This window comes from Streptomyces sp. SLBN-8D4 (genome assembly GCF_049739545.1).
GTDB classification, from domain to species: Bacteria; Actinomycetota; Actinomycetes; order Streptomycetales; family Streptomycetaceae; genus Streptomyces; species Streptomyces canus_C.
This window is the reverse complement of record NZ_JBMGQC010000001.1, coordinates 561,168-577,881: the sequence shown is the minus strand read 5'-3', so window position 1 is coordinate 577,881 and position 16,714 is coordinate 561,168. Positions and strand designations below refer to the sequence as shown.

Genomic DNA, 16,714 nt, shown 5'->3' with positions numbered 1-16,714 from the left:
ACCCTGAGGAGTCCCTGAATCATGACGGACGTGTCCGGTACCGGTCCCGCTCCGGCGGACGACCCCAAGACGCTCACCAACCGCCAGGGCCACCCGGTCCACGACAACCAGAACCAGCGCACGGTCGGCGCCCGCGGGCCCGCCACCCTGGAGAACTACCAGTTCCTGGAGAAGATCAGCCACTTCGACCGGGAACGGATCCCCGAGCGCGTCGTGCACGCGCGCGGCGTGACCGCCTACGGCTGGTTCGAGTCCTACGGCGCCTGGGGCGACGAACCGATCAGCAGGTTCACCCGGGCCAAGCTGTTCCAGGAGCGCGGCAAGCGCACCGACCTCGCCGTCCGCTTCTCCACCGTCATCGGCGGGCGCGACTCCTCCGAGGCCGCCCGCGACCCTCGCGGCTTCGCCGTGAAGTTCTACACCGAGGACGGCAACTGGGACCTGGTGGGCAACAACCTGGGCGTCTTCTTCATCCGGGACGCGATCAAGTTCCCGGACGTCATCCACGCCCTCAAGCCCGACCCGGTCACCTTCGAGCAGCAGCCGCGTCGCATCTTCGACTTCATGTCGCAGACGCCCGAGTCGATGCACATGCTGGTCAACCTGTTCAGCCCGCGCGGCATCCCCGCGGACTACCGCCACATGCAGGGCTTCGGCGTCAACACCTACAAGTGGGTCAACGCCGACGGCGAGACCAAACTGGTCAAGTACCACTGGATGCCCAAGCAGGGCGTCCGCTCGATGACCGAGGAGGACGCCGCCAACGTGCAGGCCGACTCCCTCGGCCACGCCACCAAGGACCTGTACGAGGCGGTCGCCCGCGGGGATCACCCCGAGTGGGAACTCCTCGTGCAGATGATGGACGACCACGACCACCCCGAGCTGGACTTCGACCCGCTGGACGACACCAAGACCTGGCCCGAGCAGGACTTCCCGCCCCAGCCGGTGGGCCGGATGGTGCTGGACCGGATGCCGGACAACTACTTCGCGGAGAACGAGCAGATCTCCTTCGGTACCGGTGTCCTCGTCGACGGACTGGACTTCTCCGACGACAAGATGCTGGTCGGCCGGACCTTCTCCTACAGCGACACCCAGCGCTACCGGGTCGGCCCGAACTACCTCCAGCTGCCGGTCAACCAGGCGAAGAACGCCGAGGTGCGCACCAACCAGCGTGACGGGCAGATGACGTACCACGTGGACGGCGGGGGCGAGAACCCCGTCGTCAACTACGAGCCGTCCGTCACCGGCGGTCTGCGCGAGGCGCCGCACCCGGCGCACGACGAACAGGGTCCGGAGATCCATGGCCGGCTCACCCGCAGGCGCATCCCCCGCACCAACGACTACCTGCAGGCGGGCCAGCGGTACCTGCTCCTGCAGGAGTGGGAGCGCGACGACCTGGTGAAGAACCTGACCGATCTGCTCGCACAGTGCGACCGGCCCGTGCAGGAACGCATGGTGTGGCACTTCCTGCTGGTCGAGAACGACCTCGGCCTCAGGATCGGTGAGGGCCTCGGCATCGGCCCCGACGACGTCGCCGGTCTTGAGCCGCTGGCCGGCCAGGACCTCACCGACGAGGACCGCAAGCGGCTGTCGAACCTCGGCACGAACCCGCCGCGTGACGTCGAGGGCCTGACCATGACCCACTGTGTGCCGGACGAACGGCACGTCGTGACCCGCTGAACCAGCGTGCACCAGGCCGGCACCGACGGCGGGAACGACAGCATGAGATCGTTGGGCCATCGATCCGTGAGAGGCGACCCGAACGATGAACGAGGTGGAGCCGGACGGCTCCGGCACCGCGGCGCGGACGCTGGCCCGGCTGGCTCTGCTCTGCCTGGCGGGAGTGGTCGCGGCGGTGGTGGCCGCGGGCCAGTGGCTGCTCCCGCTGCTGGGCCTCGTGGGCCTCGGCCTGGCAGGTGCGGGCATCTGGTGGGCGCTGGCCCACCGGGGCCTGGCGCGGCTGTGCGGCGCCCTGCTGGCGGTGGCCGCGCCGGTCGCCGTCCTGGTCCTGTACGCGGTGTCCGGCCTGTGGCCGTTCGCGGCCTCGGCCCTTGGCCTGTGGGCGGCGGCACTGGCCTGTGCCAGAAGCGCACTGCGCCGTCTGCGGGCACCGCGTGCCACGCACTCGCGTCCGGTCCGGCCGCCCCGCAGGCCGGTCCTGATCATGAATCCGCTGTCGGGCGGCGGCAAGGTCGTCGACCACGCACTGGTGGAGCGGGCCGAGGCGCTGGGCGCCCGGGTGGTCCTGCTCGACGTGGACGACAACCCCGATCCGGCGGCGCTGGCCCGCCAGGCCCTCGCGGAGGGCGCGGACCTGCTCGGCGTGGCTGGCGGCGACGGCACCCAGGCCCTAGTGGCGGGCGTGGCCGCGGACCACGACGTGCCGTTCATGGTCCTCGCCGCCGGGACCCGCAATCACTTCGCGATGGACCTTGGCCTGGACCGCGACGATCCGGCAAGCGGTCTCGATGCCCTCACGCACGGCGTGGAGATCCGCGTCGATCTGGGTGACGTGGCGGGCCGGCCCTTCGTGAACACGGTCTCGTTCGGGACCTACGCGGAGATCGTGCAGAGCCCCGAATACCGCGATGCCAAGGCGTCCACCACGCTCGACCTGCTGCCGGACCTGCTGGTCGGCGGGGCCGGAGCACAGCTCACCGCCACGGCGGACGGTCGGCGGCTCGACGCCCCGCACGCGTTGCTGGTGAGCAACAATCCCTACGCGCAGGCCGGCCCGATGGGCGTCGGACGAAGGTCACGCCTCGACGGCGGCCGACTCGGTGTGATCAGCCTGCGGATCGAGGGCGCGGCACAGGCCGCCGAACTCGCGCTGCTGGGGGAGCGGGCCAGCGGGATCACCTCGTCGACCTCGCGCCGAGTGACCGTCACGGCCGACGCGGAGACGATCCCGGTGGCCGTGGACGGCGAAGCGCTGCTGCTGCCCCAGCCGGTCGTGTGCACCGTACGACCCAAGTCCCTGCGGGTGCGGGTACCGAGAAACCGTCCCGGCGCGCCGTACACTGCCCCGTCCGTGGACTGGCGCCGAGTGGTGCGCCTCGCCCTCGAACGGACTCCCCTTCCGGCAGTCAAGAACCAGGAGCAGAGCGATGCTTGACCGACCGCAGCCCGAACAGCCGACCTCCCGAGAGCTGTTGCGGGATCTCGCCGCCCTCGACCAGGCGCTGTACGAGGCCGTCACGGTCACCCGGACACCGGCCCTGGACCACGCCCTGCGGCGGCTGTCGGCCGCGGCGGACCACTCCAAGATCTCGTTCACGATCGCCGGACTGCTCGCCCTGTGCCCCGGCCGGCCACGGCGCGCCGCCGTCCTCGGAGTCGCGGCCATCGGTGTCGCCTCCGCGACCGCGAACATGCTCGGCAAGCGCCTGGTGCGCCGGCCGCGTCCGCACCGCGCCGAAAACTCGCCGTTTCCGGGGCGGCACGTGCCGATGCCGGAGTCCGCGTCCTTCCCCTCGGGGCACACGGCGTCCGCGGTCGCCTTCGCGGCGGCGGTAGGACCCGCGCTGCCCCTCGCCACGGTGCCGCTGGGCCTGTTGGCCTGCGCGGTGGGCTACTCACGGATCCACACCGGAGTGCACTACCCCGGCGACGTGGTCGCCGGGGCCGTCCTCGGCACCGGCGCGGCCGCCGCGGTCCTCGCGGCCACCGGACGGCACGGAAGCGGTTTCCGTCCCTCACGGTGGGCCGACTGAACGAGCCCCGGGGGAGCGTCAGTCCGACTGCCGGGAGTCGTCCTCGGAGCGTGCTGCAGGTTCGCCCGCGTCGGGCGTGGTGTAGAAGACCGAGGTTCCCTGCTTGGTGCGCTGGGCCTGGTTCCTGGCCACGAGTCCTTCGAGCGTGGTGCGGACGACGGTGGTCTTGATCGTGCGGTCGGGGTGCTGCCCACCGAGGGCGGTGGAGACCTCGGCCGCCGAGCGGGGTTCCTTCTGCTCGGCCAGATGGTCCCGGACAAGGTCGACGAGGGTGGGCCCGGACCGGGCGGCAGGCGCCTTGGGCGCCGCCTTCTTCTCGGTCTTCTTCCCGGTCTGCTTTCCGGCCGGTGCGGTGGACTTCCGGGTGCCCGGCCGCTCCTTTGAGGCTGCGGACTTCTTGCGTGGAGCGGGCACCGCCGCGGCGGGTGGGGTGGTGGACGCGACGGCCGTCGCCTGGGTGCCAAGGACCTGCTGGATGTTCTGCAGGACGGTGTGGTCGTGCCGCAGGGCGTCCAACTGGCCCTGAAGTGCCTCGATTTCCCCGCTGAGGCGCTCTTGTTCCTTGAGGTTGCGTTCAAGGTCACCGGCCACCTGGGTGCTGTACTGCGAGGTCAACTCGGTGGTGGCGGGGGCGGATTCGGACATGGGCTCGCACCTCTTCCTGGGGCATGGGCGTGCTGGGTCGCCTGCTTCCGGATGCGCGGTGACAACTTCGGCCGCACGCCTATGCCGTAGTGATACTACGCAGGACAGCTGTCTTGTTCTGTTCTTGTGCCGCACCTGTAGGTCTGACAGTGCCGCCACGAACTGACTGTCTGGTGGACGGTGATCGGGGTACACGGGGCGGCATGACACACACCGACGACCTCACAGCGGTCAGGGCAAAGAGGCAACTGCGCCGCATACGGGCCTTCTACGCGGCCGGCGTCATCCTGTGGGCGGCGTCGTCGGCCTGGACCATGTGGGACTCTCCCGGCACCCGGCCCATGTGGACCTCCTTGCTGCTGTTGGCCGTCTTCACGGGCCTGCTGGCGATGGCCTCCCGGTGGCTGTGGCGTCTAGAGCCGTCCGGTTCGGCCGGGCCTTCTCACCACGCCGCGTTCTCCGGGCGGACCGGGCGCCACGCGGTGTCCAAGACCTGATCATCCTGCTGCCTCGTTTGCCGCACGTGCTGGGGGAGACCCGGCTGCGCATGAGCGTGCGACGACGTCACCCCCGTACACGGGAGAACCGGGTCCTGCGGCTGCTGTCCCGTCTGGAGCGGGAACCGCGGCAGGACCCGGTGATCGACGGGCTGCGGGCGGGGATACGGTCCCTGCCGCTGGGGCGCGGCCGGGACCTGCTGCACGGCACGTGGCTGGGACATCCCGTCCACCCGCTGCTGGTGCAGGTGCCGATCGGCAGCTGGCTGTCCGCCGCCGTGCTGGACGTCACGAAGGGCCGCCCTCGTGAGGCGGGCCTGCTGGTGGGCGTCGGCCTGGCCGCGGCCGGTCCCGCCATACTGACCGGTGCCGCGGACTGGGCGGAGCTGCAGCGCCCGCAGTTGCGTGTCGGGCTGGTGCACGCGGTGTCCAACACGGTGGCCGTCGGCCTGTACACGGCGTCGCTCGTCTGCCGCGCCACCGGTCGTACGCGCGCGGGCCGGACCCTCGGCTTCCTGGGGCTCGCGGCCGTGGGGTCAGGCGGCATGCTGGGCGGTCACCTGGCCTACCGGCAGGCCGCCGGCGTCAACCACGCCGAGGCCGTACCCCATCTCGTCAGGGATCGCTGGCACCGGATCGGCGCGCTGGACGACTTCCCGCCCGGGCGGCCGGTGCGGCGCGGCGTGGACGACGTGCCGGTCGTGGTCGTGCGTGAGACCGACGGGTCGATCCGCGCGCTGGCCGATCGATGCAGCCATCTGGCGGGTCCGCTGTCCGAGGGGAGGGTCTCCGACGGATGCGTGCGATGCCCCTGGCACGGCAGCGTCTTCCGGCTCTCGGACGGTCTGAACGTCCGCGGCCCGGCCGTCGCCCCGCAGCCGGCCTTCGACGCACGGGTCACCGACGGACAGGTCGAGCTGCGACTGGTTCGGCCTGACGGGCGGGACGGACGAGAACAGCGAGCCGGGGACGGTCGGGAACCGGATCGGCATCGGAACGAGGCAGGACGGGGATCAGCTCATGGCCACACCCACTGACCACCGCATCGGACGACGGGCTCAAGCCTTCCTGCGGCGCACGGGCCGCGACTACGCGGGCACGGAGGACCGGCCCCTGCGCGGCTACCTCGCGGCCATGGCGGCGTTCGGCGCGTACACGGCGGGCTGGGCCACCGCGGTACGGCTGCGTGGGCGCCCGCTGCCGGACCGGCCGGAACCCTGGGACGTGCTCCTGACCTCGGTGGCCACGTTCCGGCTCAGCCGGCTGATCAGCAAGGCGTCGGTGACCAGCCCGCTGCGCGCCCCCTTCACGACGTACGTCGGTCCGCAGGGCCCCGCCGAACTGCACGAGGAGGCGCAGCCCGAGAGCGGCAAGGAGACCGTGGGCGAGCTGATGACCTGCCCGTTCTGCATGAGCGTCTGGGTCGCGTCGACCCTCACCGCCGGTCAGCTGCTGTGGCCCCGCGCGACGCGCGCGGCGATGGGCGCGCTGGCGGCGCTGGCCGGGGCGGACGCGCTGCAGCTGGCGTACGGCGCGCTGGTCGGCAGGACCACCGACGGCTGACCCGGAACCCGCTCATCTGTGGTGTAACCGCTTCAAACGTGCGCAAGTCACGCTTATGAGTCGTGCTCCTGGGCACTTGGGGGTCACCCTGGAGACAGGGAGAACGTCAGCACGACCCCAAGGAGCGACTGTGGCCATGCGCGTGGGAGTCGAGGAGGAGTTCCACATCCTGGAAGTGGAAAGCGGCCTGCTCGTGCCGCGTGCCGGCGCGGTCCTGCGTCGGCTTCCCCGGCGCACCTTCACGACGGAACTGCACCAGTCCACCGTGGAGTCGAACAGCGGGGTGCACGCCACCCTGGCCGGCCTGTACGCCGACCTCGCCAGAACCAGACGGCGGCTCGACGCGGCCGCGTCCTCGCTGGGACTCGCGGTCGCGGCCGCTGGCACGGCGCCCCTCGCCCCCGGTGTCTCCGGACACCCCACCGCCGACGCGCGCTATCGCCACATGGTCGAGGAGTACCGCCAGGTGGCCGACGAGCAGCTCATCTGCGGCGCCCAGGTCCACGTGGACATACCCGACCGCGACACGGCCGTGGGGGTGATGTGCACGGTCTCGCCCTGGCTGCCGGTGTTGCTGGCGCTGTCCGCCAGCTCACCGTTCTGGCAGGGCACCGACACCGGCTACGCCAGCTGGCGCACACTGCTCTGGCAGCGCTGGCCCACCGCGGGCCCGGTCGGCTGCTTCGCCGACGCGGCCCAGTACGACGCCGCGGTGGACGACATGGTCCGGACCGGGGTCATCAGCGACCCGGGGATGATCTACTACGACCTTCGCCCCTCCGCGCACCTGCCCACGCTGGAACTCCGTATCTGCGACGCCTGCCCGCGGGCGGAGACCGTCGTGCTCGTCGCGGGCCTGTTCCGTGCCCTGGTGACCGAGGCCCTCGAACTGCGCGCGGCCGGTGCGGCGGTGTGCGACGGCCGCCACGAATGGCTGCGCGGCGCCTCCTGGCGAGCTGCCAGGTCCGGCCTGGAGGGCGCGCTGGTCGATCCCGTGACGCACCGGGAGGCGCCCGCCGCCGACGTCGTACGCGGGCTGCTCGCCCGGCTGCGTCCCGCGCTGGAGGCCCACGGCGACCGGGAGACGGTCGGCGATCTGGCCGAGGCGGCCCTGGCGGAGGGCAGCGCCGCCGAGCGCATGCGGCGCAAGGCGCGCGAAGAGGACCTGCTGGCCTGCGCCGATCTGCTGATCGCGGAAACCCGAGGCGAGCGGCGGCCCCGCGGGCAGGCTCCCGTCGCCCGCAGGCAAGTCCCGCGCTTCGTCGCGGGCACGGCGGGCTCCGGTGCCCCGGAGGTCCTGGGCAGCTGACCCGGCTCCGCGCGGCGGGCGTCCGGCCGCCCCACCCGTCCGTCCTTCACTCGACAACAATCCCCGAGGAGAGGTTTCGTCCATGTCCAGCAATTCCGCCCGGGGTGCGACCGGCAGGCGTGACCCGGGGTCCCCGTCCCGGCTCGTGGCCGACGGCTCCTGGGAAGGGGGCGGCGCCTCATGTGCGGTCTGAGTGGTGAGATCCGCTTCGACGGCAGCCGACCCGACCTCGCGGCCGTCGAGCGCATGAGCGACCGGCTCGCCGCCCGCGGACCCGACGGCCAGGGCATCTGGACACAGGGCGCGGTGGCGCTGGGACACCGGAGGCTGAAGATCATCGACCTGTCCGACCTCGGCGCCCAGCCGATGACCGACGCCGACGGCGAGATCACCGGCGTCTTCAACGGCTGCGTCTACAACTACCGGGAGCTGCGCGAGGAGCTCGGCCGCCTCGGGCACCGCTTCAGGTCGACGTCCGACACGGAGGTCGTGCTCCACGCCCACCGGCAGTGGGGAACCGCCTGCGTGGAGCGCTTCCACGGCATGTTCGCCTTCGCGCTCGTCGAGCACCGCACCGGCCGTCTCGTGCTGGGCCGCGACCGGCTGGGGATCAAGCCGCTGTATCTGGCGCCGACCGCGGACCGGCTGCGGTTCGCCTCCTCCCTGCCCGCCCTCCTGGCCGCCGGAGACGTGGACACCTCCGTCGATCCGGTGGCCGTCCACCAGTACCTGAGCTGGCACGCCACGGTCGCCCCGCCGCGCACCGTCCTCAACGGCGTGCGCAAACTGCCGCCGGCCACCGTACGGGTCGTCGAACCGGACGGCAGCCACCGCGACCACCGCTACTGGCAGCCGTCCTACACGCGGCGGCCCGAGTACGCGGACATGGGGCCCGACGAGTGGCGGGACGCGGTGCTGGAGGCGCTGCGCACGGCCGTACGCCGCCGGATGGTCTCCGACGTGCCGGTCGGCGTCCTGCTCTCCGGCGGCCTGGACTCCAGCCTGATCGTCGCGCTGCTCGCCGAGGAGGGCCAGCGCGGCCTGAAGACGTTCAGCGTGGGGTTCGAGGCCGAGGGCGGCGAGCAGGGCGACGAGTTCCGCTACTCGGACCTGGTCGCCCGGGAGTTCGGCACCGACCACCGCCGGATGATGGTGCCCTCGGACCGGGTGTCGACCGCCCTGGACGACGCGGTCGCCGCGATGAGCGAGCCGATGACCAGCCACGACGTGGTCGCCTTCCACCTGCTGTCCCAGCAGGTGTCCAAAGAGGTGAAGGTCGTGCAGAGCGGGCAGGGCGCCGACGAGGTGTTCGCCGGCTACCACTGGTACCCGGAGCTGGCCGCGGTCGCGCGCGAGGAGGAGCCGCAGAGGTACGCCGAGACGTACTTCGACCGCCCCCACGCCGACCTCGCGGGGATCCTCCAGCCGCACATGCTGCCCGAGGACGACGTGTCGGGCCGCTTCGTCAGGGACCACATGGCACGTCCCGGCGCGCAGACCGCCCTGGACGCGGCGCTGCGACTGGACACCCACGTCATGCTCGTCGACGACCCGGTGAAGCGGGTCGACAACATGACCATGGCCTGGGGGCTGGAGGCCCGCGTGCCGTTCCTCGACCATGAACTGGTGGAGCTGGCCGCGGCCTGCCCGCCGGAACTCAAACTCGCCGACGACGGCAAGGGCGTACTGAAGGAAGTCGGCCGCAAGCTCCTGCCGCGGGAGATCGTCGACCGGCCCAAGGGCTACTTCCCGGTCCCCGCCATCCGGCACATGGCCGGCCCCGTCCTGGACCGGGTGCGCGAGGCGCTCGCGGCACCCGAGGCGAAGAAGCGGGGGATCTTCCAGGAGCCGTACGTGGCCGAACTCCTGGCGGCGCCCGACGAGCACCGGACCAAACGCGGCGCCAACGCCCTGTGGCAGGTGGCACTCCTGGAGATATGGCTGCAGACGCACGGAATCACGTGACCGGCGAGCACTCCGCCCGGCCTCCGCACGCGGCGGCGCCCGTCCCGGCGCAAGCCCTCGCCCAGGCCGCGGCCCCCGCCCCGATGGCGTTGCCCGAGGCAGAAGGCCCCCGGGACGCCGTGACCCGGCTGCGCGCGCACGGCTGCTGGTATCCGTCCGCCGATCCCGACGGCAGCCGGGTGGCCTTCATCTGCGACCGGGGCGGCGTCCCCCAGTTGTGGGCCGGACCCGTGGACGGGGAGGGGATCCGGCTGCTGGACGCCTCCCCGGATCCCGTGAAGGAGGTGTCCTGGTCACCCGACGGCCGCTGGATCGCGTACACCACGGCACCGGGCGGCGGCGAGCACTCACGGGTGCTGTGCGTGCGCCCCGACGGCACCGGTCGCCGCCTGCTGGCCGGTGCCGACCCGGACAGCTCCGCCTACCTCGGCTGCTGGGCCCACGACGGCTCGGCCGTCGCCGTCACGCTCGCCGCACCGGCCACCGCCCGAAGCGACGGTCTGTGGCAGTCGGCGGACGCGGCCCCGGCCCACTGGACGGCCCGGGACGGCCCGGCGACCCTCCTCGGCCCCACCGCGTACGCCGTGGGGCCGGGCGGGACACCGGCCACCCGGCCGGGCGGCGGCCTGTCCGCCTACCTGCTCGACCCCGACGGTCTGGCCTCTCCCGTGCTGCTCGCGACCGAACCGGACGCCCCCACGCTGCGGGTGTGCGACCTCAGCCGCGACGGCCGGCTCGCGCTGCTGCGCCGGGGGCCGCGCGGACGGCGGGAGGCGGTCGTCCGGCGCCTCTCCGGCGCGGCGACGACCTTCACCCTGCGGGTCGCCGACGGGGACCCGTGGATCGGCCGTTTCTCCCCCGACGGGCGGACGCTGTGGCTGCGCAGCGACGCCGACCGGGAGTACGCGGCACTGTTCGCCGTCGCTCTCGACGCCGAGGGCGCGCCGTGCGCGAGGACCGTCGTGGCGGAACGCGAGGACAGCGACCTCGAACTGCTGGCGATGGCACACGACGGCCGGACGGCCGTGCTCGCCTGGAACATGCGGGGCGCCGGCGAACTCGAGATCGTGGAGACCTCCCCGTGGCACGGAGCATCGGACACCGCCGGACCCGCGCGGCCGGTACCGCTGCCCCACGAGGTCGTCACGCGGATCACGGCGGCCGGTACGGGCCGGCTGCTGCTGGCGCTGTCCGGTTCCCAACGCCGCCCCGGCGTGTGGTGGGCCCACGAAGGCGTGTCCCTGCTGCGCACCCCGTGGTCCTCCCGGGACGAGGACGCCGTCCCACCGGGCCGCCCGCCCGTACGCCCCGTCCTCACGCGCCTCACCGCCCGGGACGGCCTGCCCCTCAGCGGCTGGTACTACCGCGCCCCGGGACGGGCCCCGAACGAGCCGGCGCCCTGTGTGATCCACCTGCACGGCGGCCCCGAGGACCAGGAACGCCCGGTGTTCGACCCGCTGTACCACGAGCTGCTCGGGCGTGGGCTGGACGTCTTCGCCCCGGACGTCCGCGGCTCCGGCGGACACGGCCGGTCCTTCGTCGACGCCGACCTGGGCACCGGCCGCTTCGCCGCCCTCGACGACGTCGCGGACTGCGCGGCGCACGCGGTCGAGGAGGGCCCGGCGGACCCGACCCGGCTGGCGGTGATGGGGCGCTCGTACGGCGGCTACCTGACCTTCGCCTCCCTCGTGCGGCACCCGGACCTCTTCCGCACCGGCGTCGCCGTCTGCGGCATGTCCGACCTGCTGACCTTCTTCGCCGGCACCGAGCCCTGGATCGCGGAGTCGGCGGCGCACAAGTACGGCCACCCGGAGCGCGACCGCGAGCTGCTGCACGCCCTGTCGCCGATGAGCCGGATCGACGCGCTGCGGGTCCCGGTGCTCGCCGTGCACGGCGAGCACGACACCAACGTGCCGCCGGGGGAGTCGGAACAGTTCGTACGGGCAGCGCGGGAGCGCGGTGTCCCCGCCGAACTCCTCGTCCTGCGTGACGAGGGGCACGACTTCCTGCGCGCGGACAACCGGCGTCTGTTCCGCCGGACCGCCGCGGACTGGATGGAACGGCACCTGCACCCCTCCTGAGCCCCCCTGTCGGCCGCACCGGGCGTTTCAGGAAGGCGTCCGCGGTCAACTCGGTGTCCGGACCGAGCGGACCGTTCGGCTCCGACAGCTGTACGGGGCGGCACGGACTTGGGAGGAACCATGGATCACTCGCGGGTGCCCGTGCTGGAGGCGCTGGAGGAGTTCCGGCGCCGCGGAGACGTGGTCTTCGGTCCGCCCGGCCACAAGCAGGGCCGCGGCGTGGACCCGCGGGTGGCGGAGATCGTCGGGCTCGACGTGTTCCGCTCGGACGTCCTGTCCCTCAACGGGCTGGACGACCGCCGTCAGTCCCAGGGCGTGCTCAGCCAGGCACAGGAGCTGATGGCGGACGCGGTCGGCGCCGAGCACGCGTTCTTCTCCACGTGCGGCAGCTCCCTGTCGATCAAGACGGCGATGCTGGCCGTGGCCGGTCCCGGGGAGAAGCTGCTGCTCTCGCGCAACGCGCACAAGTCCGTGATCTCGGGCGTCGTCGTCAACGGCGTCGAACCGGTCTGGGTGCATCCCGAGTTCGACCGGGACCGGCACCTCGCCCACCCGCCGGAGCCCGACGACGTACGCCGCAGCCTCCAGGAGCACCCGGACGCCAAGGGCATGCTGCTGATCACCCCCACCGACTGGGGGACCTGCGGCGACATCCAGGGCGTGGCGCGGGTGTGCCACGAGTTCGACGTCCCCCTCATCGTCGACGAGGCGTGGGGCGCCCACCTGCCCTTCCACCCCGACCTGCCGCCCTGGGGCATGGACGCCGAGGCGGATCTGGTGGTCACCAGCGTCCACAAGATGGGCGGCGCGATCGAGCAGAGTTCCGTCTTCCACCTCCAGTACGACCGGGTCTCGCCGGAGGCGCTCAAACAGCGGGAGGACCTGCTCGGCACCACCAGTGCCTCGTCCCTGGTGTACATGACCCTGGACGGCTGGCGCCGCCAGATGGTCGAGCAGGGCCACGACCTCCTGGACGCCGCGCTGCGCCGCGCGGAACGGCTCCGGCTGGCGGCCGGGGATCTGCCGGGGCTGCGGCCGATGGGCCAGGAGGTCGTCGAGGAAGGGCTCGCCGCGTCCTTCGACCCCCTGAAGATCGTGATCGACGTACGCGAGCTCGGGATCAGCGGCATGCAGGCCGCCGAGTGGCTGCGGGCCGAGCGGCACGTGGACCTCGGCGGTTCCGACACCTGCCGGATCAGCGCGTCGATCACACACGCCGACGACGACGAGACGGAGAAGACGCTGCTGGACGCCCTGGTCGCCCTCACGGAAGGCGCCGAGTCCATCGAGCGCAGGCCGCCGGTACGCCTGCCCGAGCCCTCGGCCCTGGAACTGGAGCAGGCCATGCTGCCGCGCGAGGCCTTCTTCGCCGAGGTCGAGCACGTCCCCGCCGAACGTGCCGCGGGCCGCGTCGCCGCGGAGATGATCAGCCCCTACCCTCCGGGCGTTCCGGCGATCGCTCCCGGTGAGGTCATCACCGACGCGGTCCTCGACTACCTGCGCAGCGGCGTCGAGCACGGCGTCCTGATCCCGGACGCCGCCGACCCCTCGGTCAAGACTCTGCGGGTGGTGGTGCGGCGCTGAGCAGACCCTTGCCGGTGATCGCGGCCAGGGACAGCGTCCGGTATCCCATGGACTCGAACAGCACGGTGACGCGGTCACCCTCCTCGCTCATCACCGTGCCCTCTCCCCACTCCGTGTGCCTCACGCGCGTGCCCGCCGCATAGGAGGCAGGCGCAGGCGAAGGGGGCTCCTCATCCGTGACCCCCACGCCGTCGACGACGCTGCCCCCGGGCTCGGGGGCAGCGCACAGGTCGCAGGCCCCGCACGGGGCGTCGTACGGCTCCCCGAAGTAGCCGAGCAGAAAGTGGCGTCGGCAGCCCGTGGTCTCGGCGTACCCCAGCATCATGGCCAGCCTCGACTGCTCCAGCCGTCTGCGCGAGTGGGCCTGTTCCGCCGCACGTGCGGCCGCGTCCTCGGCCGTCGTCCCGGCGGCGACGGCGCCCACCCGCCCGTCGTCCTCGGTACGCACGGTCCCCGCCTCCTCCAGGAGGTTGACAGCCGCCGTCACGCGTCTGCGCGAGAGCCCCGTCTCCTTCGCGATGTCCTCCGGCACGACGGGGGCGTCGTGCTCGTGGATGCGCTCCGCGACCGCGCGGAGGGTGTTCCTCGTCCGGCGCGCGCGTGGCGAACATGCGCTGCAGCCCGCTGTCCTGCGACCGGTAGTGCAGGACGGCGACCGCGGGCCCGCCGTCGCGGCCCGCCCGGCCGATCTCCTGGTAGTAGGCGTCCAGCGAGCCGGGTACGGACGCGTGCAGCACGAACCGTACGTCCTCCTTGTCGATGCCCATGCCGAAGGCCGAGGTGGCGACCACGACGTCGATCTCCGGGACGCCGGTACTGCTCTGGTCGGGCATGCCTGCTCCCTTCACGGAGCAACCGCGTTCCCCGTGTGCGGGGACACAAGCCCAGGGACCGACGGTGCCTCAGGCCACGCGGATGCCCACGATGCAGGTGTCGTCGTCCGTGTCGGACCTGCTGTGCGTGAGCAGACGGTCCAACTGCTGGTCCAGCGTGGGCGGGACCGCCCGGGCCACCGTCAGGAACTGCGCCAGGGACTCCTCCACGGACCGGTCCCGGCGTTCGATCAGACCGTCCGTGTACATCAGCAGCGTGTCGTCGACGGCGAGCTGGACCTCGTGCTCCTCGTACCTCGCCTCCGGTACGGCGCCCAGCAGCAGCCCCGTGACCAGCGGCAGCGGTGCCGCCTCCGAGCCGCGCACCAGGACCGGCGGCAGATGTCCGGCCCGCGCCCAGCGCAGGGTGTGGTTCTCGGGGTCGTAGAGGCCGCAGACCGCCGTGGCGGTGACGGCGCCGGTCAGGTGGTGGGCCACCATGTTGAGCCAGGACAGCAGCTGGGCCGGGCCGGCACCGGTCACGGCGAGGCCGCGCAGCGCGTTGCGCAGCACGACCATGCTGGTGGCCGCCTCTATTCCGTGGCCCGCCACGTCGCCCACGCACAGCAGCACCAGCCGGGACGGCAGCACAACGGCGTCGTACCAGTCGCCACCGACCAGATGCTGGGTCTCGGCGGGCCGGTAGCGCACCGCCACGTCGAGTCCCGGAACCTCCAGCGGCGCCTGCGTCGGGGGCATGATGGCGTGCTGCAGCTGGAGGGTCAGCCGGTTGCGTTCGCTGGCCTGCTGCTCGGTGTGGGCGAGCTGGTCGCGGGTGGCGGCGAGGGCGACCTCGGTCCAGTGGTGCGCGGAGATGTCCTGGTAGGCGCCGCGCACCACGTACAGCTGACCGGCGGAGTCCAGGACCGGCTCCGCCACGACGCGGATGTGGCGGGTGACCCCGTCGGGGCGTTGCAGACGGAACGCGGTGGACGCGGGACGGCGCTGGTGCAGCAGGGTGCGCAGGAACCTGCCGAGGGCGACGGCGTCGTCGGGGTGGGCATGGGCGGGCAGCTCCTCCAGCGGCACCGGCATCTCGGTGGCGGGCCTGCCGTAGAGGTGGTAGAGCTGGCCGTTCCAGGTGATCTCGCCCGTCAGCAGGTTCTCCTCGAAACCGCCGATGCGGCCCAGGCGCTGGGCGTGCTGGAGCAGGCTCGCGAGGCGTGCCGTCTCGTCCTCGATGCGCCAGATCAGCAGGACGCTGCCGCCGTGCCGGCTGACGTTGATGTCGGCGACCGCCGCGAGCTGCACGTCGTCGACCAGGGCGGTGAGCCGCATGCGGTGGGCGCGGAAGGGCTCGCCGGTGGCGTAGACGCGCTCGATCCGGTCGAACAGCTCGCTGTGGCCCGCGGCCATCGGGTACGCCTCCAGCAGCAGCGCGCCGTTCACGGCGCCCCGCGGCCGCCCGGCCGGGTCGAGGAAGCGGCTGTTGACGTGGTGGATGCGGAAGTCGACCAGGTGCCCTGCGGAGTCCAGGTGCGGCACGAGTACCAGAGCGGGGTCGTGGAGCCCGTCGGCCAGGTCCATCAGCTCGGAGACGTCCGGCAGGACGGGCGGATCGAGGGCGCCGTCGGGGTGCGGGAGCGCGTACGTCTCCAGGGTGTGCGCGCACAGCTCGCCCAGGGCCTCGATCTGGCGGACGATCGCCGGGGGAGGCGGTTCCAGCGGTGTGGGCCAGGCGATCTCCAATACGCCGTGGATGCGCCCGCCGGTCGCGGCCGGTACGGCGACCCGGCCCCCGTCGGGGTGGTGGTGCTGGCCGATGGACGGCAGGCCGGTCTCGGACAGGCTGCGGATCCATTCCCCCGAGCGCTCGGTGAGCCCGCGGCGGGCCACGGTCGTCACGCCCGGCGGCACATGGCGCCAGCGTCCGGCCTCGGCCGAGGAGAACCCGGCGCTGCCCGCCAGCGTGAGGGACCCGTCGGTCCCCAGGGCCCAGATGGCCACCGCCTCCGCGCCCAGCGGGGTGAGCGCGTGCTCCAGCAGGGAGTCGGCGACGGCCTGGGTGTCGTCGGCGGCCAGCGCACCGCTCTCGGCGGTCCGCAGCCGTACGGCGGAGGAGTCCTGGTCGGGCGGATCGGCGGCGGCGGTCGCGGCGAGGAAGGCGCTGGTCACCTCCGAGAGCCGGTCGCGCGAGGCCTGGTTGATCACGTCGACGGCGAACTCCAGCGGGGTCACCCCCGCCTGCGCGGTGAGCTCCGCGAGCTGCCGCGAGGCCTGCGCCGGACCGCAGCCCAGCCGCTCGACCAGGATGCCCTTGGCCAGTTCGATCAGGGCCCGCCCGTCCGCCTCGGCCTGCGCCGCCCGCACCTCCCGGCGCAGCCGCTCGACGGTCGCCGCCAGCCGGCCGACGGGAGACGATCCCCCGTCACGGTCGTCGCCGTCGAGGACGGACCGGTTGTCGTCGGGGGCACTCTGGGGCTCGGACGGCTGACGGAGATCACTCACGGGGGGCCTGTTCCTCGGCTGGGACGTCACGCGGTCG

At 72.7% G+C, this 16,714-nt stretch carries 13 protein-coding genes; 10 read left to right on the top strand and 3 right to left on the bottom strand.

Annotated elements, in window-relative coordinates; genetic code table 11:
- The first annotated feature begins 21 nt into the window (after nt 1-21).
- From RKD20_RS02575 to RKD20_RS02565, 3 genes are all read left to right on the top strand, one after another.
- Entirely contained in the window at nt 22-1,680 is a 1,659-nt protein-coding gene (locus tag RKD20_RS02575; RefSeq protein WP_424876182.1) for a catalase, read from the top strand.
- A gap of 85 nt (nt 1,681-1,765) precedes the next feature.
- Nucleotides 1,766-3,115: a diacylglycerol/lipid kinase family protein gene (locus tag RKD20_RS02570; RefSeq protein WP_424876181.1), complete on the top strand. Its 1,350-nt coding sequence runs from the start codon at nt 1,766-1,768 to the stop codon at nt 3,113-3,115.
- A complete protein-coding gene (locus RKD20_RS02565) occupies nt 3,108-3,713 on the top strand; it encodes a phosphatase PAP2 family protein (protein ID WP_424876180.1) in 606 nt (201 codons plus the stop codon). Before RKD20_RS02570 ends, RKD20_RS02565 begins: the two co-directional genes overlap by 8 nt.
- Nucleotides 3,714-3,731: 18 nt before the next feature.
- Here the strand turns inward: RKD20_RS02565 and RKD20_RS02560 are convergent, their stop codons facing one another.
- On the bottom strand, nt 3,732-4,358 hold the full coding sequence (locus RKD20_RS02560) for a hypothetical protein (protein WP_424876179.1): 627 nt from the start codon (nt 4,356-4,358) through the stop codon (nt 3,732-3,734).
- A 203-nt stretch (nt 4,359-4,561) separates the two neighbouring features.
- On the opposite strand from RKD20_RS02560, the gene RKD20_RS02555 reads away from it, so the two are divergent.
- The 7 genes from RKD20_RS02555 (at nt 4,562) to RKD20_RS02525 (ending at nt 13,357) form a co-directional block, all read left to right on the top strand.
- A complete protein-coding gene (locus tag RKD20_RS02555; protein WP_424876178.1) occupies nt 4,562-4,855 on the top strand; it encodes a hypothetical protein in 294 nt (97 codons plus the stop codon).
- A gap of 50 nt (nt 4,856-4,905) precedes the next feature.
- Nucleotides 4,906-5,892 (top strand): Rieske 2Fe-2S domain-containing protein, encoded by a 987-nt coding sequence (locus RKD20_RS02550; RefSeq protein WP_424876177.1) that lies wholly within the window; start codon nt 4,906-4,908, stop codon nt 5,890-5,892.
- Nucleotides 5,876-6,418 carry a DUF1360 domain-containing protein gene (locus RKD20_RS02545; protein ID WP_424876176.1) on the top strand — a complete coding sequence of 181 codons (543 nt, stop codon included), beginning with the start codon at nt 5,876-5,878 and terminating at the stop codon, nt 6,416-6,418. Before RKD20_RS02550 ends, RKD20_RS02545 begins: the two co-directional genes overlap by 17 nt.
- Nucleotides 6,419-6,554: 136 nt before the next feature.
- Nucleotides 6,555-7,727 (top strand): carboxylate-amine ligase, encoded by a 1,173-nt coding sequence (locus RKD20_RS02540; protein ID WP_424876175.1) that lies wholly within the window; start codon nt 6,555-6,557, stop codon nt 7,725-7,727.
- A gap of 180 nt (nt 7,728-7,907) precedes the next feature.
- Complete coding sequence (locus RKD20_RS02535) at nt 7,908-9,692, top strand: N-acetylglutaminylglutamine amidotransferase (protein WP_424876174.1); 1,785 nt, start codon at nt 7,908-7,910, stop codon at nt 9,690-9,692.
- Nucleotides 9,665-11,773, top strand: coding sequence for a S9 family peptidase (locus RKD20_RS02530; RefSeq protein ID WP_424876173.1), 2,109 nt, complete (start codon nt 9,665-9,667; stop codon nt 11,771-11,773). Before RKD20_RS02535 ends, RKD20_RS02530 begins: the two co-directional genes overlap by 28 nt.
- A 120-nt stretch (nt 11,774-11,893) precedes the next feature.
- Entirely contained in the window at nt 11,894-13,357 is a 1,464-nt protein-coding gene (locus RKD20_RS02525) for an aminotransferase class I/II-fold pyridoxal phosphate-dependent enzyme (protein ID WP_424876172.1), read from the top strand.
- Here RKD20_RS02525 and RKD20_RS02520 read toward each other — a convergent pair.
- Nucleotides 13,326-13,889, bottom strand: a complete 564-nt coding sequence (locus tag RKD20_RS02520) for a DUF3553 domain-containing protein (protein ID WP_424876171.1) — start codon at nt 13,887-13,889, stop codon at nt 13,326-13,328. The genes RKD20_RS02525 and RKD20_RS02520 overlap by 32 nt on opposite strands.
- Before the next feature lie 370 nt (nt 13,890-14,259).
- A complete protein-coding gene (locus RKD20_RS02515; RefSeq protein WP_424876170.1) occupies nt 14,260-16,677 on the bottom strand; it encodes a SpoIIE family protein phosphatase in 2,418 nt (805 codons plus the stop codon).
- Nucleotides 16,678-16,714: the final 37 nt, after the last annotated feature.